General features: G+C 62.5%; 19 protein-coding genes. 7 read left to right on the top strand and 12 right to left on the bottom strand.

Annotated elements, in window-relative coordinates; all coding sequences use genetic code 11:
- The first annotated feature begins 178 nt into the window (after window positions 1–178).
- Window positions 179–871: a glutathione S-transferase family protein gene (locus J4F42_14770; GenBank protein ID MCE2486774.1), complete on the top strand. Its 693-nt coding sequence runs from the start codon at window positions 179–181 to the stop codon at window positions 869–871.
- 5 nt (window positions 872–876) lie between these two features.
- On the opposite strand, the gene J4F42_14765 is transcribed toward J4F42_14770, so the two are convergent.
- Both J4F42_14765 and purM read right to left on the bottom strand, forming a co-directional pair.
- The gene (locus J4F42_14765) at window positions 877–1,248 is read right to left on the bottom strand and encodes a nitroreductase family deazaflavin-dependent oxidoreductase (GenBank protein ID MCE2486773.1); all 372 of its coding nucleotides are present in this window, start codon (window positions 1,246–1,248) and stop codon (window positions 877–879) included.
- An 18-nt stretch (window positions 1,249–1,266) separates the two neighbouring features.
- Entirely contained in the window at window positions 1,267–2,367 is a 1,101-nt protein-coding gene (gene purM / locus J4F42_14760) for a phosphoribosylformylglycinamidine cyclo-ligase (protein MCE2486772.1), read from the bottom strand.
- Between the two features lie 455 nt (window positions 2,368–2,822).
- On the opposite strand from purM, the gene minC reads away from it, so the two are divergent.
- Genes minC through J4F42_14745 form a run of 3 tightly spaced genes read left to right on the top strand, consistent with a single transcriptional unit; the run spans window position 2,823 to window position 4,603 of the window.
- Complete coding sequence (minC, locus tag J4F42_14755; GenBank protein ID MCE2486771.1) at window positions 2,823–3,521, top strand: septum site-determining protein MinC; 699 nt, start codon at window positions 2,823–2,825, stop codon at window positions 3,519–3,521.
- 17 nt (window positions 3,522–3,538) lie between these two features.
- Window positions 3,539–4,333, top strand: coding sequence for a septum site-determining protein MinD (minD, locus tag J4F42_14750; GenBank protein MCE2486770.1), 795 nt, complete (start codon window positions 3,539–3,541; stop codon window positions 4,331–4,333).
- A gap of 3 nt (window positions 4,334–4,336) precedes the next feature.
- On the top strand, window positions 4,337–4,603 hold the full coding sequence (locus tag J4F42_14745; GenBank protein ID MCE2486769.1) for a cell division topological specificity factor MinE: 267 nt from the start codon (window positions 4,337–4,339) through the stop codon (window positions 4,601–4,603).
- A gap of 30 nt (window positions 4,604–4,633) precedes the next feature.
- Here the strand turns inward: J4F42_14745 and J4F42_14740 are convergent, their stop codons facing one another.
- Genes J4F42_14740 through J4F42_14715 form a run of 6 tightly spaced genes read right to left on the bottom strand, consistent with a single transcriptional unit; the run spans window position 4,634 to window position 10,840 of the window.
- Entirely contained in the window at window positions 4,634–5,215 is a 582-nt protein-coding gene (locus tag J4F42_14740) for a tetratricopeptide repeat protein (GenBank protein ID MCE2486768.1), read from the bottom strand.
- A gap of 8 nt (window positions 5,216–5,223) precedes the next feature.
- Window positions 5,224–6,276 (bottom strand): NAD(P)-dependent alcohol dehydrogenase, encoded by a 1,053-nt coding sequence (locus J4F42_14735; GenBank protein ID MCE2486767.1) that lies wholly within the window; start codon window positions 6,274–6,276, stop codon window positions 5,224–5,226.
- A 14-nt stretch (window positions 6,277–6,290) separates the two neighbouring features.
- The gene (locus J4F42_14730) at window positions 6,291–7,298 is read right to left on the bottom strand and encodes a ketopantoate reductase family protein (protein ID MCE2486766.1); all 1,008 of its coding nucleotides are present in this window, start codon (window positions 7,296–7,298) and stop codon (window positions 6,291–6,293) included.
- A gap of 35 nt (window positions 7,299–7,333) precedes the next feature.
- Window positions 7,334–7,924, bottom strand: a complete 591-nt coding sequence (locus tag J4F42_14725; GenBank protein ID MCE2486765.1) for an NAD(P)H-dependent oxidoreductase — start codon at window positions 7,922–7,924, stop codon at window positions 7,334–7,336.
- 25 nt (window positions 7,925–7,949) lie between these two features.
- Complete coding sequence (locus J4F42_14720) at window positions 7,950–9,599, bottom strand: hypothetical protein (GenBank protein ID MCE2486764.1); 1,650 nt, start codon at window positions 9,597–9,599, stop codon at window positions 7,950–7,952.
- Window positions 9,600–9,607: 8 nt separating this feature from the next.
- Entirely contained in the window at window positions 9,608–10,840 is a 1,233-nt protein-coding gene (locus tag J4F42_14715) for a beta-lactamase family protein (protein MCE2486763.1), read from the bottom strand.
- Between the two features lie 132 nt (window positions 10,841–10,972).
- Here J4F42_14715 and J4F42_14710 point away from each other — a divergent pair, with 132 nt between their 5' ends.
- Entirely contained in the window at window positions 10,973–11,380 is a 408-nt protein-coding gene (locus J4F42_14710) for a nuclear transport factor 2 family protein (protein MCE2486762.1), read from the top strand.
- 57 nt (window positions 11,381–11,437) lie between these two features.
- On the opposite strand, the gene J4F42_14705 is transcribed toward J4F42_14710, so the two are convergent.
- Genes J4F42_14705 through J4F42_14695 form a run of 3 tightly spaced genes read right to left on the bottom strand, consistent with a single transcriptional unit; the run spans window position 11,438 to window position 14,017 of the window.
- Window positions 11,438–13,054 carry an Eco57I restriction-modification methylase domain-containing protein gene (locus J4F42_14705; protein ID MCE2486761.1) on the bottom strand — a complete coding sequence of 539 codons (1,617 nt, stop codon included), beginning with the start codon at window positions 13,052–13,054 and terminating at the stop codon, window positions 11,438–11,440.
- Window positions 13,055–13,057: 3 nt separating this feature from the next.
- Window positions 13,058–13,180: a XamI family restriction endonuclease gene (locus J4F42_14700; protein MCE2486760.1), complete on the bottom strand. Its 123-nt coding sequence runs from the start codon at window positions 13,178–13,180 to the stop codon at window positions 13,058–13,060.
- Window positions 13,181–13,183: 3 nt separating this feature from the next.
- The gene (locus tag J4F42_14695) at window positions 13,184–14,017 is read right to left on the bottom strand and encodes a XamI family restriction endonuclease (protein ID MCE2486759.1); all 834 of its coding nucleotides are present in this window, start codon (window positions 14,015–14,017) and stop codon (window positions 13,184–13,186) included.
- Window positions 14,018–14,305: 288 nt separating this feature from the next.
- Between J4F42_14695 and J4F42_14690 the strand changes: the two genes are divergently transcribed.
- A complete protein-coding gene (locus J4F42_14690; GenBank protein MCE2486758.1) occupies window positions 14,306–15,406 on the top strand; it encodes an amidohydrolase in 1,101 nt (366 codons plus the stop codon).
- Between the two features lie 75 nt (window positions 15,407–15,481).
- Here the strand turns inward: J4F42_14690 and J4F42_14685 are convergent, their stop codons facing one another.
- The gene (locus tag J4F42_14685; GenBank protein MCE2486757.1) at window positions 15,482–16,327 is read right to left on the bottom strand and encodes an LLM class F420-dependent oxidoreductase; all 846 of its coding nucleotides are present in this window, start codon (window positions 16,325–16,327) and stop codon (window positions 15,482–15,484) included.
- A gap of 156 nt (window positions 16,328–16,483) precedes the next feature.
- Here J4F42_14685 and J4F42_14680 point away from each other — a divergent pair.
- Window positions 16,484–17,747: amidohydrolase family protein (locus J4F42_14680; GenBank protein ID MCE2486756.1), on the top strand; the 1,264-nt coding region annotated here is incomplete at its 3' end.

Below are 17,747 nucleotides of genomic sequence, written 5' to 3'. Positions count from 1 at the left end.
ATCGCCGCGTTTCCCCAGGAACTGGCCCGACCGCCGCGCGAATGGGCCGAACGCGCCTACAACGTCACCCACTGGACGGACATGCCGGCCGGCGGGCATTTTGCGGCCATGGAAAAGCCGGACTTGCTCATTGACGATGTCCGAACCTTTTTTCGCGGGCTGCGCAGCTAGAACGCGTATGACGATTATTCTGTATGGGGCGCGCACCTCACCGTTTGTGGAGAAGGTCTATCGTGGCCTGCTGCTCAAACAGCTGCCCTTCCAGCTCCAGCAACCGCGGCTGCCCCGCGATATCCGCCGCCACAACCCGGTCACCGGCAAAATGCCGGCGCTCGACCTTGACGGCCAACGCCTGTTCGATTCAACCCTGATTCTGCGGGCGCTCAACGTGTATAAGCCGACGCCGCCCCTGCTGGACTCGGACCCCTCGGTCGCGGTCCAACAGCAATTGCTCGAAGACTGGGCCGACGAGTCGCTGTACTGGTACGGCATGGCGTTTCGGTGGACGATTCCGGCCAACGCCGCACGTACCGTCGCCCTTGTTCTGCCCACCACACCGGCCCTGCTGCGGCCGCTGGTGCGCCTGGTGGTGCCGCGTCTCATCGCCGCCCAGGTGCGCGCCCAGGGAACGGGGCGGCTGCCCGTCGAGGTGCTGCGGGCCGAACTCGACGGACACTTGGCCAACCTGGTGACGGTGTTGGGGGCCGGACCGTTCTTTTTTGGCGCCGAGCGGCCAAGCCTGGCCGATTTGGCGATCTTTGGTCAGCTCAGTTTTTTACGCGCCAGGGTCTCACCCGAGACACAAGCTGCGGTGGAGCGCTGTCCGGCTCTGCTGGACTTTTACCGCCGTCTGGACCGTCTGACAGCCTGACGGGATCAGCCCGCATCGCCGTCGTCCAGCTGTATGGCAAAGGCGAATTTTTCCCGGTACCAGCCGCCGACCCAGCCCAGAATGCGGGCCAACCAGTATTTTCGGAAAAAGCGCGGCAACACCTCGTTTTCAACCGTGGCCGGGTCAAGCCAGGTTGCCCGTCCGCGCAGCCGGGTGGTGCCGATTTGCAGCTCGGCCTCGGGTTTGCGGCGCAGATTTTTCACCCACGCGGCGTTCGAGCCCCGGCCCGAGGTGACATAAATGGTGCCCTGGCCGACCGTGAACCACACCTGCACCGTGTACGGCCGGTCTGTCTTGCGGCCCCTGACGGTCAGCGCCAGCAGTCGGGTTCTATCGAGTGTCTCAAGATCAGGCATCCGACACCGTCGGCCCGCTCAGTTCCTCACAAACTGTCCATCCTGGCTGGTCAGACGGCGGGGTTCAATGCGGATTGTGCGCTGGGCTGAGGCGACCGCCGTACCCAGCCGCCAGGCGCGGCTGCCGTGCCCGGCAGCCAGCTCGATGATGCGCTCGGCATCCGCCTCGGGGACAACCACACACAGCCCGACGCCCATGTTGTAGACCTGGAACATCTCGGCATCGCTGAGCTTGCCCAGGTCTTGCAGGACCGCAAAAATGGGCGGTGGCTCGGGCAGGCTTTCGATCCGAAAGCCGACCGGCGCGGCAATCCGGCGCAGGTTCAGAAACCCGTCGCCGGTGATGTGCATCAGGGCTTTGACCCGCACCTCGGCGGCCAGCATGGCGCTGACTTCGGGTACGTAGATCCGGGTCGGCTCCAGCAACTCCTCACCGACCGTTCGGCCGCACTCGGGCAGCTGGCGGTCCAGACTCAGCGGCGTCTCGCCCGCCAGTACGCGGCGTGCCAGGGTCAGGCCGTTGCTGTGAATGCCGCTGCTGGCCAGGCCGATCAAAGCGTCTCCGGGCTCAACATCCTGGCCGATAATCAGACGGTCGAGCGCCACCGTGCCGATTGCGGCACCGGCCAAGTCAAAGCCGGTGCCGACCTGGGCGCCGCGGATCATCTCACGCAGCTGGGCGATTTCTCCTCCGGCGATACTGATGCTGGCCAGCTCGGCGCCGCGGCACAAGCCCTTGCCCAGAGCGTCAAGCATATCCGGCTGCACCTCTTCGACGGCCAGATAGTCGACAAAGGAGACCGGCGTGGCGCCAACGCACAACAGGTCGTTGACGTTCATGGCGATGCAATCAATACCAACCGTATCGTATTTGCCCAACAGCTCGGCCACCAGCAGTTTGGTGCCGACCCCGTCGGTGGTAAACCCGATCCCGAGGTTGAGGCCCTCAAGACGAATCACGTTGGCGAAATAGCCCAGCGGCAGGTGGGGATGCGCCTGGGGGTTGAAGGCAAACGTCTTTTCGATCCAGGTACGCAGACGACTGAGTCCGCTGTCGGCCTTGGCGCTGTCCACGCCGGCGCGCGCGTAGGAAAGACTGGACTGACTCGCGTGATCCATGCTGCCCAGTGTTCTAGCCAATCTGGGGCATAAAGGCAATGTCAGGTTCCGGCGGTCTTGGCCGCCGGGGGGGGAGCTTTCCGGCTGTGGTGTGGCTCGGGTGCGGCTGAGCCGGAACTCAGGCTTTTGTTCTGATCGCCTGTCGTTTCAGCTCTTTGATCCGCAGCTTGCGAGCCTTGGCCCGGCGCTGGCGACGGCGGCGGATTTTTTTATCGCGTTCTCGGTGCATATTCCCTCCTCAGGTCGCTCGTCTCCGAACCGTTCTTATAGCGCGCTGGTCTCAGGCCGCAAGCGGGTCGGCCCGATGAGGCCCGGCCCGCAGCGCTGTCCAATACGGCCTGAGACCACTAGATATTGTAGAGGCGCGTTTTTTTTGCTACTGAGGGTTGTACCCCTGGAGTTTCACACATGCAGACAGGGGGGATCGGAGAAAAGACCGGTTGGAGGAGGCAGGTGTGTCTGGGGCAGGGGTGCAACTGTTCAGCATCAAAGGGCTGAAGAGCGGGCCGACTTTTCTATTCAATGACCAAGCCGAGTTTGGAGACGTTGTGGCCGCGGCCGAGGAAGAGCTGTCGCGGGCAAACGGATTCTTCCGCGATTCGCCGGTCATCCTACACTTTGGCAAACGTCTGGTTCAGAAAGAGGACTGGGAGCGCCTGAAAGAACTCCTGCTACGCGAGGGGCTGCTGCCACGCTACGCGGTGGCCGCGCTTCAGCCCAGCCGCGACATCCTGTACAAGGAGGGCCTGCCGGTCCGGGACAGCCTGTCGGTCCCCACTCCCGTCCCCCGTCCTCAGGAAACGACCACGCCAAAGGGCAACGCCTTGTATGTCCGCCGCAATCTGCGCTCCGGCCAGAAACAGACCTTTGAGGGCGATGTGGTCCTGGTCGGCGACGTGAATCAGGGGGCCGAAATCCTGGCCGGCGGCGATGTGATCGTCTTTGGCACGATCCGGGGCGTGGTCCACGCCGGCTATCCCGACAATACGGAGGCGGTCGTTATCGCCCTCAACCTGACTCCGCTGCAACTCAGGATCGGACCGATCATTGCCCGTGCGGAAGACAATCCCAGGCGGTCGCGTCGCGTCCAGCAGCCAGAAATGGCGTGTGTGAGAGACGAACAAATCATGATTTTCTCGCATCGGGGAAAGTGAGTAGGAGGCTGCGTGTCATGAGTGGACGAGTCATTGTCATGACTTCAGGTAAGGGGGGGGTGGGCAAAACCACCGCCACGGCCAATATCGGTCTCGGTCTGGCCAAGCACGGTCGAAAAGTCGTGTTGATTGACGGAGACATCGGGCTGCGCAATCTCGATATCATCCTCGGCTTGGAAAATCGGATTGTGTATCACCTCGTGGATGTGGTGAGCGGCCGGTGTCAGATTCGCCAGGCGCTGGTCAAGGACAAGCGGGTGCCCGAACTCAGCCTGCTGCCGGCGTCCCAGGTCGATCAGAAAGATGCCGTCAACCCCGACCAGATGCGGGAACTCGCCGGCCGCCTCAAGGAAGACCACGACTTCATTCTGATCGACTGTCCGGCCGGTATCGAGCAGGGCTTTCGGAATGCGGTTGCCGGAGCCGACGAGGCGATTGTGATTACCACCCCGGATGTCTCGCCGGTCCGTGACGCCGACCGGGTGATCGGCCTGTTGCAAAACGAGGTCGGCGACCCTCAGTTGATCATCAACCGCATGTCTTCGGCCATGGTCAAACGGGGCGATATGCTCGACCAACAGGACGTGTTGGATATTCTGGCCGTTCGCCTGCTGGGCATTGTCCCCGAAGACGAAGAAGTCGTTGTCGCCGGCAACAGGGGCGCACCGGTCGTCCTGAATGAACGCGCCGCATCGGGACAGGCCTACAATCGTATCGTCCGGCGCCTGCTCGGCGAGGACGTACCGATTCCAGAGCTGAACGGACACCAAGGGGTGATGCAGCGACTCGGGAATTTCTTGTTTAGGAGATGAGTTATGGCCCTGAACAGGTTTATCCGGCGGCTCTTGGGCTCGAGCGGGAGCAAGGAACAGGCAAAGCATCGGCTGCTCACCGTTCTGGTCTCCGACCGCCTCGGGCTGTCGCCCGAACAGATGCAGGCTCTCCGTCAGGATATTCTGGCCACCATCGGTCGCCATCTGCCGGTTGACTCGGACAATGTCCGGATTGACTTCGTGCACGAAAACAATCCGGCCGAGGTGGTCATTAACGCGCCCATGCGCCAGCGTGCAAAGTCCGCCTGAGACGGGCGGCAGCACGGCGGCCCAGCCAGCCTATTCGGTCTCGGCAATCAGTCGCCAGGCTGCCTTCCCCTCTGCGGCGTCACGCCGTTCTATCTCCCGCGCCTGGATTCTGGCCTTGTCACGGCTCCCGCCCAAGAAGCCCGGCGCCTTCGCATAGTACTCCATCAGATCCCAGCGCGCGGCAACGCTCTCCGGGTCAAGCGCGACAGCGGTCTCGAACTGTCGGCGCACTTTTCGGGCCAGCCAGACCTGCCGCCAGACAGCGGCGCGCTCGGCCTGGCGACCGTAGGCACGGCCGAGCCACATATGAAAGCTGGCGTCGTGTTGCCGAAGATCGACAGCGGTCTCGAACCGGGCAACGGCGGTGTCGTAGTCGTGTTGGCCGAAGGCGATCCGCCCCAGGTAAAAATGCGCCTGCGCGTCGGTTGGAGAACGGCGCAGCCGCTCGGAAAAAACCTGTTGGGCCTCGGCCCAGCGTTGCTGCTCGAACAGGGCTAGGCCATCCTCCAGCTGCTGTTCGGCTGACGCCACGGCCGCCACCAGACACCCCACCGCACAGCCCAGCAGCGGGCCTAAGCGCCCGCCCGGACGGCTGACACGCGCGACCGCCATGGGAACGCTTAGAAACTGATCAGCGGCTTGATGATGTTATCGGCCTTGGTTTCCATCATGTGAAAGGCGGTCTCGATCTCGGCAAATGGAAAGCGGTGGGTGGTCAACGGGGTCGGATCGATCCGACCGGTCTCCAGCAGGCGCAACAAACGGCTGGTGACCTCCCGGCCGCCCGGACACAGCGCGGTCCGAATCGTTTTATCGCCCATGCCGAGGCCGAACTCAGGAAGAGGGATGCGCAGCGAGTCGCCCGCCTCGCCGTGGTAGCCGATGTTGGAGATCACCCCGCCCGGTTTGGTGGCCTTGATACAGTTCTCAAAGGTCACCGGCAACCCGACCGCCTCAATGGCCGAGTCCACCCCCAGCCCGTCGGTCAGGTCCATGATCTGCTCAACCGCGTCGCCCTGGCTGGGATCGACAATACTGTCCGCGCCCATGCGTTTGGCCAGCTCCTGGCGGTCGGGTTTGGATTCGACCGCAATCACCAGCCCGGCTCCGACCAGGCGTGAGGCCGCGGTTGCGCACAGGCCGACCGGTCCCTGGGCAAACACGGCAACCGTGCCGCCGACCGGAATGTCGGCGTGCTCGGCCCCGGCCAGACCGGTTGACATCATATCCGTGGTGTAGAGAGCCTGTTCGTCGCTGAGGGTGTCCGGAATAGGCGCCAGATTGTAGTCGGCGTCGTTGACCAGGAAATATTCGGCCAAGTTGCCGTCGCGCTCATTGGTGAACTTGTAACCGCCCAGCATCCCACCACACTGTGAGCTGAAGCCCCGCTGGCAGTGCTGACAGCGGCCGCACGGCGTGATCGCGCTGACCGCCACCCGGTCGCCCTCTTTGTGCTGACGCACCTGGGCGCCGAGCTTATAGACCGTGCCGACGCTCTCGTGGCCGAGGCCGCGGCCTTCGGGCAGGGGGATCGTCCCGCGGACGTTATGGACGTCTGAGGTACAGATCAGCGAGGCGGTCGTTTTGATGACCGCATCGTTCGGACCGGGCTCCGGCAGCGACCTTTCCACAATGCCGATTTTGCCGACACCCATAAAGGCCAGCAGTTTCATACACTCCTCCTGTCTCAGGTTTCACGACCCAACAACCGGTACACATCCGACAAGCTATACGTTCCGGGCAGCTCCCGGCGTTCGGCCATGCCGTCGACCACGTCGGGCAGCAGGGCGTTGACCGGCGTGGCGACTGACAGCCGGCGGCCAAGCTCGGCGACCCGGCCGTTCAAGTAGCGCGCCTCGGTCCGGCCACGGCGGCAGTAGATATCCTGCCACATGGACGGGAACACCTGCTGGGCGCGCTCGGGCAGCGGCTTGGGCGTATAGGCGCCGCGCAGCCACTCGACCATCTGCGGCAAGGGACGGTCGCCGGGCAGGGTCTTCATCGGGGTCTCGGCTTTTGACAGGACCTGCTGGGCCTCGTCGAAGACCTCGGCCAGGAAGTGCCGGGTGTCGAGCCGATTCATGGCCTCGGCCCCGGACAGGCCCAGAATAGCCAGCGGGCTGTTGAGCAGATTGACGCAGAACTTGGCCCACTTATAGGGCACGATGGTGTCGGTCAGAATGGCTTCCCGACCGGCGCTGTTAAGCGCCGCGACAACCGCCTCGGCCGTCTCGTCCTGGCCCTCGGGATAGCGTCCGATCACCAGCGTGTTGCCGCCCAGGTGGCTGACCTCGCCGGGGAAGACATACCGGGCGCCCAGGTGCAGGGCCACCCCGTACACCCGGCTGAACCGCTCGGCCGCCATGTCCTCATTGCTCATCGTGTTCTGAAAACAGAACAGCGGAGTATCGGATGGAACTTTATCTGCCAGCTGCTCAAGCGCCACCGGGGTGTCGTAGGTCTTGACGGCCAGGAACACGACATCGTCGGGCCGGAAGTCCCACTCGTCAAGCGCGCAGCAGGCGGCCGGCCGGGTCACGAACTCCCCGTAGCGGCCAAACAGCTTGAGCCCATCGGCCCTGATTTTGTCGACGTGCGGCCCGTCACCGATGAGCAACACCTCGGCCCCGGCCTGGCTCAGATGCGCGCCGATGACGCTGCCGACCGCCCCCGCCCCAAAGATGACAAAACGCATACGGCTTCCCCCTTATACCCGCGTTCGGCGGCGGCCTAGCCGCGACGCCCCGCCCACTGGCTCAGCGGCGGCGGCCCGCCCGCGGTCGTCTGCACGCCCCGGTGGAGGCTGACGACGGCCCGGCCGAGCTGACGCAGGTGGTCTTGGACCCGGTCGTCGACAACCTGGCTGCCCTGCATCTGGTTGCCGCGCACATACACGCTACCCGGCACCAGGTGCATGTTGAACCACATCAGGACCGGACGCAGCTCTTGGTCGATGCTCAGATAGTGATGGTCGGAGGCGGCGTTGCCGACCAGGCCGGCCACCTTGCCCGTCAGGGCCTCGACCGGAATATGATCAAGCAGATTTTTCAGCGCCCCGGTATACGAGCCGCGATAGATCGGGGTGCCGATCACATAGGCATCCGCAGCCTGAATCCGTGCGACCACCGCAGCCGTGTCGTCCGGATACTCGGCCAGCGGCCGGCCATCACAAAACGACAGCCGGACATCCCGCAGGTCGACCACCGCAGTGGCAATATCCGGAAACGCTTCTTCGGCCGCCCGCAGGACATAGTCGACCAGGGCGCGGGTGCTGCCACCGGACGTGAGGCTGCCGGAAATACCGAGCAGGGTGTGTGACATGCCGTTCTCCCGTGTGTCCCGGGGCTTAGAACCGAGACGCTCTCAGCCTGACATCGGCCCGCGCCCAGGCTTTCTGAAACTCCCGCTCGACCCGCCTGGCCGGTATGGTTTTCTTTTGGCCGTGCAGGCTTTGGGCCAGCCCGTACAGTGACCAGCCGTTGTCGGGATTCCGCCGCAAATCCTCCCGGTAGACGGCCTCGGCCTCGGCCGGCCGGCCGGCGTCGAGCAGCACCGCTCCGAGCGATTGGCGGACCGGATAATACCACGGCGGCGGTTCGCTGTAGCGCAGCCGGTCCTGGCCGGCGACCGCTTCTTCCAGCTGCCGGACCGCCTCGTCGGTCTTGCCCGCCCTGGCCGCCAATTCTCCGGCCACGACCCGGACGGCAATGCCCAGCAGATCGGTGGCCGAGTTGCGGCCCATCATTTGTCGTCCCTTATCAAACGTCGTCAGCACCGCGTTCAGCTCGGTCTGCTCGGCTCTGGCCTCATCGAGCCGGTCGGTGGCGGCAAAGGCCAGGGCCCGGGCGTAGTGCCACAGCCCGGTCATATAGCGCAGGTCCGCAGTCGGTTGGGGCTCCTCGAGCACCGCCTGCCACTTGCCGAAGCGGACCAGCGCACACAGCGGCATGGCCGTCCAGGCCTCGAGGAAGGGGAACCGACGCGCGCGCTCGACCGGGACGCGCTCGGCCAGCTTGCGAGCGGTCTCAATGGCTTCGACGCTGCGGCCCTCCATGTGCTGGGCAGCCCACAGGAAGTCGATATTGTGGGGATAGTACATGTTCGGATACATCCCCTGCGGAGCTTCGGCCTCGATGTAGGTCTCGTCGGCCTCAATCGCCCGGGTATTGCTGAAGGTCGCGTCGCGATACAGACCGAGGCGCATATAGATATGCGACGGCATATGGACCAGATGACCGGAACCCGGAATCAGCTCGCCCAGCCGGCGGGCGTAGGGCAGGGCCCGGTCGGGTTGGGACGAGGCTTCAACCGCGTGGATATAGTAGTGGATAGCGCCGATGTGGTCGGGAAAGCGCTCCAGGACGCTCTCCAGAGCCGCCACGAGTTGCAGGGTGTTGGCTTTGGGCTGCCCCTCGGGTGTCCAGTAGTCCCACGGCCGGATATTCATCAGCGCGGCCGCAAACAAGGTCCGGGCGTCAGGATCGTCGGGGTAGCGCTCGGACAGGCCGCGCATGGCCTCGGCATAGGCACGGTTCAGGGCGTCGCGGTCGGCGCTTTCCGGCTCGGCCACATACCGGGTGGCCAGCGCTTCAATATAGGCCCGGTCGTGCTCACTGGCATACCGGGCCAGGGTGATCGCCTGCTGAATCGCGGCATATGCCTCGCGGCCGCGCTGATCGTTCATCGGCGCGTTGATATTCGGTCCCAGGGCCAGGGCCAGCCCCCAGTGGGCCATGGCGCAGCGCGGATCGATCCGCACGACGTGCTGAAAGGCCCGGATCGCCTCGGCGTGGTTGAACCCGTACACCAGCCGCAGCCCCTGGTTGAAATAGCGCTGAGCCAGTTCGGAGTTTGTGGTGACGGAGTGCTGGTAGCCTCCCAGCGTATCAAACAGGGGCGGAGGGGTAGACTCGGCACCGTTCGGCTCGGCTGCCCCGGACGCCACAGGGCTGAGCACGAGACTGAACAGCACCACGGCGCGGACAACAGACTTCATGGTCGGGTTCATGCGTCACACGCCTCCAGGGCCAGGGACAGGAGTTCATTGGAAAACTGCATGAACTCGGCATAATCCTTCTGGCCGGTGTTCAGAAAGGCAAACGACAGTCCGCGCTCCAGATCGGCCACACACGTCTGCCCACCCTTGCCCGGATGCCCGAAGGTGCGCAGCGAGGCGCCGCGGGCCAGGTGGCCAAGCATCCAGCCGTAGCCGTAGATCACCGGAATGCGCAGAGACCGATCAATCGCGTCGGCCTGACTGGTCGGCACGATGCTCTGCTCCAGGGTCTCTGGCGACAGGAAACGCTGCCCCTCCCAGCTGCCGTTCTGGGCAAGCATGGCGTACACCTTGGCGATGTCCCGGGCTGCGGCAATCCCTCCCCCGCCGGCCAGCACGACCCGGTGCACCTCGGGACGGTTAAAGATATTATCCCACTCGGGAAACGGCAGCGTCTTGGGATCGAGCCCCTCCTCAAACATGATATCGCGCTGAAACCGAAAATATTCCTCGTCCGGGGTAAAGCCCATGAGCTTAGCCATCTCGACGATGGAGTCGCGGTCAGCCGGCGCCTCATAGACGCAGGCGACCCGCTCTTCCTCCGATTCCGGCAGACCGATGAACAGGCTGTCGAGTCCGAGCGGAGCGGCCACCTCCTGCTGAAAAAAGGTCCCACAATCGCGTCCGTCCGTCCGTCGCATCAGCTCGTTAATCATGAAGCCATAGTTGAGCGGGTGATAGCCGTTGGCCTCGCCGGGCGTCCAGCGTGGGGCCAACTCCTCCATCGCCCTGGCACACTGGGCAAAATCTCCCCACTGCTTGTAGGTCAACCAGTCCGGACCAACGGTATTACCGATCCGGTGGCCCAGCATATGGGTAATCGTGGCCCGCTCTTTCCCGTTGTGGGCAAACTCAGGCCAGTATTTGCTGACCAGATCGTCATAGTCGAAGGTCCCGCGGTCGCGCAGCATATGCATGCACAGCGCGGCCAGCCCCTTGGTTGACGAGTACAGCACAAACATCGTGTCCGGTCTGATCGGTTTGTGGTCGCTGGCCCGCGCCCAGCCGCCGCCCAGGTCGAGCACCCTCTTGCCGTGGCGGAACACCGCCAGCTGCGCTCCCCAGAACAGTTTTTGCTCCTCAACCGCGTGGCGGAACAGGTCGCTCAGTTTTGCCACGCGGTCGGCGTTCATATCGACCTCGCGCGGCGCTACGTCCGGCTCTTGCTGATACCATGTCATGTCTGCCCCCTTTACAAAGCCTGACGGCTGTGCGTCTACGATACGCAGCGCAGGGGAGAAGAACAAGAGGGCAGGCAGCTCGCACGAAGCTCAAATGACCGAGCCCCGACACGAACAGCAGGAGGGAACGCCATGAGCGACGCACAGGACAAAACCGCCATCGCCGAGCTGATTGCGCGGTATAATTTCGCCATTGACCACGACGACTATCAGGGCTGGGCCGACTGCTTTGCGCCGGACGGCGTCTTCGACGGGGTAATCGGCACGTTTGACGCCCATCGGGAACTCGACCGCTTTACCGCCGAGGTCCAACGGCTGGCAGCCGACAACCCCAAGCTGCGCCACTATGTGACCAGCATCCTGACCGAGGTGGACGGCGAGACGGCCCGCTCGAAGTGCTTTCTGCTGCTTACCTCAACCACCAAGGAGGGCGGCAGCCGGGTCGTCATGGCCGGGGAGTACGAAGACCGGCTGGTCAGACACGGGGGACGCTGGCTGTTCTCATACCGTAAGGTCCATATCGACGGGGCCGCAGGATAAGAGCCCCGCTCCTATCGTCTCGGGGGTCAGTCTTGTAGGTCTGCCGTGCTTGTCGGATTACGCTCCGCTAACCGACCTACTCAGCCCAGCGGGTGCGGCCTCGAACAGTTCACCCTGCTTGTGCACGTGCGGCCGTGCCGAGTCGGGCAGCAGCTCCGCGATCGCGGCCGCCGGGACTCTGCCCAGCTCCTTCGGTTCCAGCTTGTGAAGCCCACCGCCGTATACCCTGCCCTCACCAAGCAGCGCTTGCGGGCCAATATCATTCAAAAGCCGCCAGACCTGTCGTCTCAGAACCGGGTTGTTCTTGAGGGCAGCCGCGAGCGGCCCCTTCGGGTACAGCAACAAATACACGTTTGCGGCCGTTGCCCGCGAAGCATTGAGGATGAAGCGAAAGGGTCGCCCGTCCTTGTTGTCACTCCGGCCGAGGTAGGTGCAGACAAACGGCGGCGGCGGTCGATTCTCCTGCGAGTACCACGGAGTGCGGTGGCGGCAAAGATAGCGTTCCGGGATACCCTGCGCCTTGCCCTCTTCGAGATAGGCCCACAGCTTGGGATGTTGTTTTTTGATCTCGTCTTCCTCCAGCCGGCAATCCAGCAGGAACAACCGCCGTTTCAGCACGGGATTCCCCTGTTCGTCGGCTGACACCTCGTCGTCGGGGACGTAGCGCGGACTCGGCAGGATCGGTTGGAACGCCTCCAGTGGCAGCTCGCGGCGCTCAATCTCTTCGGCCGGGAGAATGAAGTAGCTGTTGTTTCCGGTCGCCAATCCGCGTTTTATCTCGAAAAAATCACCCAAGAACGGTCCCTCTGCCGCCGCATAGCCCGCTTGTGCCGGATACCGCGTCCACTTCGAGTCGGGGCGCAAGGTCTTGACCGGCACGAGACGCTCCAGCCGCGGGCGCTCCAGGGAACCACCATAGGTAAATCGCACTGCGTGATCTCGCGGCGTTTTCTCTTTGCTGAACCAGACAAGGGCTGACGACACCAGGGCATCTCCGAACTGCACCTCGTTCGGATCGAACCGATGAACGTGATCCAGCGTCACCTTGTCGAGCAGATAACGCTTCACACACACGCCATAGTTCACGTCCATGAATTCGCTCGGGATCAGCCAGCCGGCAAGACCGCCGTCCGCCATCCACGCATGGCACAGCGCCGGGAAGTAGGAGTACAGCCCGGCCAGGCCCTTGATCTCCACACCGCAGGCTGCTCGCGTCCGAGCCTTCAGGCGCTGCTTCTCGCCATTTTCGATATGGTGGTGCCGCACATAGGGGGGATTGCAGATCAGGAGATTGAATTGGTCGGGCTCGGTCGGCGCTTGGGCTCGGGTGAAGTCCTCCAAGCGAACATCGAGCCCGCTGTCCGCCCACAGTTTTAAGGCGGGTGCGCCGTAGTGCGGGTCGATTTCATAGCCGACGGCGGCGCTGACCCTTCCTTTGGGGAATACGTCAAGCAAAGCCGAATAGAACGAGCCGGTGCCGAGGGCAGGATCGATGAAGCGCACCCTGTCGCTGGCGCCGAGGTGGCTCTTTGCGTAGCGGAGCATGGCAACGGCCAGGCCGGTCGGCGTGGCGAACTGACCCATGCGGTTCCATTCCGACGAGTCCTTCCCCGCGTCCAGCTCCCTTTGCAGGGCCAGCCGCCGCTCTTCCAAACTCGCTATCAGCTTCTTCATCATCTACAGTCCGAATTGCTTGAGATCGTCGATACGGTGCTCCCATACCCAATCGATCCCCTCTGCCGCTTCGTAGCCGAGATAGCCGCTGTCGAAGTAACCACACAGGAACAGGATGAACCGCACGTCCTAACCATAGGTGTGCCGCAATTGGCTCATCTTCACGGCTTCTTCCTTACGTCGCTTATTGACATTCGCAAAGTCGCCCGCTGATTTCGCCTCTATCAGAAACGGAAACTCACCAGCCCTGGCAGTTTTTGGCATGATCACAGCATCGACAGGGACATTGATTGACCTGTCAGTCCCTTCCTGTTCGACCGGCACGTTCAATCGGAACGAGAACGTGCCTGGTTGCATGTTATCGTATCGCGTACCCTCGCCCGGCGGCAGGTACGAGTAGCCATTGCCCGTCAGCCATTCACCGATAGCGGCAAGCTGCCGCTTTTCCTGCGCATTGCGCACAATTGGATTGGCGACCGCACCGCACAGACGATCCGCCACGACCGTTGCGGCCCGATACAGTTCCTGCCTGGATGGTCTATCGCCACGTTCGAGCCATACGAAGATGTCCGGGTCTGCCATCCTTTTGATGGTCTCTCCAATCTTCTCAAGATCGCGGTCTAACGCCTCTCGCTGCATCCGCGACGGCAGTTCGCCCTTCTCCATCCTTGCAACGAGGTTCCTGGAAACACCCGCCAGACCAACCAGACGATCTACCGCGAGTGGCGGACAGGTCGCCATCCGAAGCGTTGGCAGCACAGCCGGCTTAGCTTTCAGCAAGGCTACACCAATATCCGCGAGATTCTTTGTCCCTTTCAGCCTCGCTTCAACATCCTTTGTCGTCTGCACCCGTGTCGTCCGGTACGCCTCCGGTGCAAACTGCACGAACCAGCGGTTGTACATGTCTATCGACTGCGCAATATCTCGTTTCCATTGGTCCGGTTTGTCCCTGTTGACTGCCATGACGTGTTTTGCCGCATCTGTTCTTGGCCGAGATTCTCCTCTGGGTTGCGGCCCATTATGGCAGAGTTACGGGGAATCTCTATATTCCGGAACCCGTAGGCGGCTCTGCCGATCGAAACCGCGTCTCAGCAGCCTGTACCCCCCGGCACACGGCACCCAGCCATTTGACTTCACTGGGAAAAGCGTTTAAGGAGGGCTGTGGGTAGAAGGCCGCTCCGCTGAATGAACGCTCAGCCGGTTTTGCCTTCGTCAGGACGTGTGTATTCTTTACTCTAAGGAGGGCCAAGCATGGCACATCGCATTATTTCTGGAGATTCGCACTTTGTTGAGCCGCCCGACATGTGGGCCGAGCGGATGGATAAAAAGTTCCGCGACCGGGCACCCCACACCGTCGAGGGCAACAACGGCAAACCGGGCGAATTCTTCGTGTGTGAAAACATCACCCCGGTTCCGGTGGCGGGTTTCTTTGGCTCGGGCAAGAGCGCCGAAGAGCTGCCGGCCCACATGGAAAAGGGCTTCAGCGTGGCGCCCAAGAGCGTGTGGGACCCGGCCGAGCGGCTCAAGGACCAGGACAAGGACGGCGTCAGCGCCGAAGCGATGTACACCTCAATGGGCATGCTGCTGTTCGGGCTCGAAGACGCCGAACTGCGCGCCTCGGCCTTCAGCGCCTTCAACGACTGGGCATCCGAGTACACCAGCTACAACCCGAATCGGCTCGTCGGCCTCGGCGCGGTGACCCTGGAAGACATTCCGGCCGGTATTGCCGAGCTGGAGCGGATCGCCAAAAAGGGTCTGCGCGGCGCTCTGATCTGGGGTGCGCCCCCGGAAGACCGGCCCTACAGCCATTCGGACTACGATCCGTTCTGGGCCGCCGCCGCAGATATGAACATGCCGTTGTCGCTGCATATCCTGACCTCCCGCAAGGGCCACGGGATCGACTTCAGCAATATCCTGTACGGCTACATGAGCCTGCCCCAGGAAATTCAGCTGACCCTGTCCGACATGGTGTTCGGCAGCGTGTTCGAGCGCCATCCCAAGCTGAAAATCGTCTCGGCCGAGAACGACGTGTCGTGGCTGCCGCACTTCATGTACCGTCTGGACCACGGCTATGACCGGCTGCGCCACTTCCAGAATGTTCAGCTGACGATGATGCCGAGCGAGTACATCAAGCGCAACGTGTGGTGCACCTTCCAGTTCGAGGATACCTGGATCGACACCTACAAACGCCTCGACGCGACCAAGATCATGTGGTCGTCCGACTATCCGCATACCGATTCGCCGTGGCCGCGGTCGGCCGAGTACATCAAAGAGAACTTCTCTGATGCGCCGGAAGACGTGCTGACCGGTGTGGTCGGTGGCAATGCCGCCGCGCTGTACGGCATTAGCTAAGCCGCGCGACGCCACAACGTAAAAAAGGGCGACCTGCTATGGGTCGCCCTTTTTATTGCAAGCAATCAGCGCGGCCTAGGATGCGAACTTGGGAACCAGACTCGCATATTTATCGAGCATCGGCATGAGCGTGTCTTTATCGGCCGAGGGCAGAAACAGGACCGCCCGCTCAACGCCCAGCTCTTGATGGCTGGCCAGGGCTTCTTCCTTGTCGGACGAGCCAAAAATCGAGACCGGGATCTCGTCGGGCGAGCGTCCGGCCTGCTCGGCCAGGGCGCGCAGCTCCTTGATCGACTCGGGCAACGTGCTGGTGTCAAAGCCGACCGGCACCCAGCCGTCACAGTAGTTGACCACGCGCTTCAGGCCGCCGTTGAATGTTCCCAGCAGAATCGGCGGATGGGGCTTCTGGGCCGGTTTGGGGTAGGACCAGATCTTATCGAAGTTCACGAACTCGCCGTGGTATTCGGCCTCCTCGTTGGCCCAGATCTCCTTCATGGCCTCGATGCGCTCGCGCAAGACCTTCCAGCGCCGCTTGAACGGCGTGCCGTGGTTCTCCATCTCCTCGGCGTTCCAGCCGCCGCCAATGCCGAACAGCAGACGACCGTTGGACAGCTGATCGACCGTGGCCACCTCATTGGCCAGCACGATCGGGTCGCGCTCAATCACCAGACAGATCCCGCTGCCGATCTTGATCTTCTTGGTCGCGCCGGCGGCCGCCATCAGCGCCACGAACAGGTCGTGGGTGTGCCAGTATTCCTTGGGCAGCTCCGCCCCGCCCGGCCAGGGTGACAGACGGCTGGCCGGAATGTGGGTGTGTTCCGGGAACCAGATCGACTCAAAGCCGCGCTCCTCACAGGCAGCGGCCAGATCGTCCGGACGCATAGCGTAGTCAGTCGCAAACATCGTAATACCAATATCCATACTCGTCCTCCTTCAGGCAGTGCCCTTAACAGGTTCTGGAACGTGGATCAATCTGGGCGACGCTTTTGGGTTTGACACGGACGGATTCGGGGTGTAAGGGTTAGGGAGGAACGCTGAACGAACGTTCACTTTTATCCCATATCTGAGGAGGGCCGTATGGCAACTTTTGATACCCTCATTCGAGGCGGCACGATCGTTGATGGCAGCCGTCGACCCCGGTACATCGGGGACGTCGGCATCAAGGACGGGCAGATTGCACAGATCGCACAACCCGGCACGCTCAAACCCGGCGATGCCGCAAAGACCCTGGATGCCAACGGCCTGGTGGTTGCTCCGGGATTTATTGATCTCCACACCCACTATGACGCCCAGATCAACTGGGACCCCTACGTCACGCTGTCCGGCTGGCACGGAGTGACCTCCATCGTGCTCGGCAACTGTGGCTTTGGTTTTGCGCCGGTGAAGCCCGATATGCGCGAGCGGGCGATGTTGACCATGTCTCGGGTCGAAGCCATCCCCTACGAGTCGATGAAGGCCGGCATGAAGTGGGAGTGGGAAACCTTCCCCGAATGGCTGGACTTTCTTGACCGGACGCCCAAAGGGATCAACGTCCTGAGCTTCGTGCCGATTGCCCCGATCATGATCTGGACCATGGGTCTGGAGGCGGCCAAGACTCGTCCGGCTACCGACAAAGAAAAGCAGATCATGAGCCAGATTCTGAGTGAATCACTGGACGCCGGTGGCTGTGGATTCTCGGCCCAGCGTTTGGGTGACGGCTTTGTGTCTGTCCAGCGCGACTACGACGGCACCCCGATGGTGACGGACACCATGGCTGACGAAGACGTGCTCGCCTTCGGTCGGGTGCTGAAGGACCGGGGAGAGGGCTTTATTCAGCTCACCCAATCCAGCCCGGACTTTGAAGCCGACATGCGGTTCTATGATCGTTTGGCCGACGAGTGTGGCCGACCGATTCTGTTCAATGCCACCGCCACACGTGACGACCGGCCGAGCATCCATCAAAAGACCAACAAAGCCGGACGCAAGATCTACAACCAGACCGCGACATTCCGTCAAGGGCTGTACTTCAGTTTTGCCGATATGTCAGGGTTGTTCGACGGCAACGATGTCCTGCGCGAAGTGACCATGGGTACGCCGGCCGAACGGCTTGAAAAGCTCAAGAACCCGGCCATTCGTCAGGCTCTGGTCGCCGAGTATGATACCGGCCACACCCCGGTCGTGACCGGATCGCTCAAAGACTTCACGGTCGAAACCGTGAAGAACAAGAAGAACGAAAAGTTCATTGGCAAGACGGTCGAAGAAGTCGCCGCAATGGAGAACAAGCACGTCATAGACGCGATGTTCGACATTGCGGTTGAGGAGAATCTGGAGACCGAATTCTATACTCCGGCTCGCAACGTCC

This window comes from Desulfurellaceae bacterium (assembly GCA_021296095.1).
Lineage (GTDB): Bacteria > Desulfobacterota > Binatia > Bin18 > Bin18 > JAAXHF01.
This window is presented reverse-complemented; position numbering and strand designations above follow the sequence as displayed.